The 522-nt window shown below is 78.7% G+C and carries 1 protein-coding gene; it reads right to left on the reverse strand.

Features of this window, described 5'->3' with window-relative positions; all coding sequences use genetic code 11:
• The coding region (locus tag HMPREF0731_RS22890) for an ATP-binding protein (RefSeq protein WP_040614622.1) at positions 1-415 on the reverse strand (415 nt) is incomplete at its 3' end.
• Positions 416-522: the final 107 nt, after the last annotated feature.

Genomic DNA, 522 nt, shown 5'->3' on the forward strand with positions numbered 1-522 from the left:
GCAGGGGCGCGGCGGCGGGCAGGCGGAAGCGGAACTCGAAGCGCTTGCCCTCGCGGCCGAGCGGGCGGTAGCGCGCCTCGTCCGCCATGCGGAAGGCCAGCAGCAGGCCGAGGCCGCCGCCCTCCCCGGCCTCGCCCGGCGCCGGGATCGCCGGCTGGTAGGGCAGGCCCCAATCCTGCACGCCGAGCACCAGCGCGCCCGCCTCCTCCGCCGCGCTGACGCGCAGCCGGCCGTCGCGGCCATCGGGATAGGCATGGTTCACGGCATTGGCCACCGCCTCCTCCACCGCCAGCTCCAGCCGGCCGCGCTTGGCCTCGGGCAAGGCCAGCGCCTCGGCCAGGGCGGCGGCGGCGGCGCGGGCCACCGCCACGGCATGAGACTGGGCGGGGAGGTCGAGTTGGAAAAGATCGCGCATGGGGCCGGCCGGTTGGGGAGACCCTGCATGGCACGCCGCCGCGCCGGACGGAAGCCGGCCCGCCCGCGTCAGGCGGCGCGCGTCAGGCGGCGCGGGCCAGCGCCGCC

This window comes from Pseudoroseomonas cervicalis ATCC 49957, assembly GCF_000164635.1.
Taxonomy (GTDB): domain Bacteria; phylum Pseudomonadota; class Alphaproteobacteria; order Acetobacterales; family Acetobacteraceae; genus Pseudoroseomonas; species Pseudoroseomonas cervicalis.